The organism is Arhodomonas sp. KWT, assembly GCF_010993615.1.
Genome location: NZ_WNXE01000947.1, coordinates 1 through 644, shown reverse-complemented (window position 1 = coordinate 644; position 644 = coordinate 1). Strand labels below are relative to the sequence as shown.

General features: G+C 73.3%; 1 protein-coding gene. It reads right to left on the bottom strand.

The window, feature by feature from the left end:
- Window positions 1-114 precede the first annotated feature (114 nt).
- Window positions 115-456: a DUF3301 domain-containing protein gene (locus tag G7A99_RS23475; protein WP_084594135.1), complete on the bottom strand. Its 342-nt coding sequence runs from the start codon at window positions 454-456 to the stop codon at window positions 115-117.
- Window positions 457-644 lie beyond the last annotated feature (188 nt).

Here is a 644-nt window from a genome sequence, read left to right as displayed (position 1 = left end):
CAATCGCCCGTGTCGGCCGCATCGACGCACCCTCGCCGTGGTTGCAACGGCCTCAGCGTGCCCCGGGCAGGTGGCAGCGCGGTGACGCGGTTATGACGGGTTACGGTCAGCGGGCTATTCGGTGCCCGGGTGCTCCACATCGGCGCCGCCGTCGGCGCGCTCCAGCGCGACGGCGACCACCACCGGCCCGGCGAGACGGACCCAGCCGCGGCCGCGCTCCTGCTCCGGACCGTTGAACTCGAAGCGGTACACCCGCCCCAGACGCAGCCGCCCGGTGGCGTCGCGCACGAGGTAGTAGCGCTCCAGGGCCACGGTATCGTCGAGCAGGGTGACGCCGCGCCGGGTGCACACGCGCCGGCAGCGTCCCAGCGCCGCGGCCCGCGCACGGAGGTTCACCCACCAGGCCATGGCGAGGGCGGCAAGCAGCGTCAGCGGCAGCAACCCGGGCGGTGTCATCGCCTCCCCCCTCAGGTGAACGCCAGGACCACGATCATCGCCGGCACGGCGAGCAGGCTGCTCAGCAGGATCAGGCTGGAGGCCAGAGCCTCGTCGCCGCCGAGCTGGCGTGCCAGCACGTAGGAGGCGGACGCTGCCGGACAGGCCAGCATGATCAGCGCGATGCGCGTGTGAGCCGGCGACAGCCC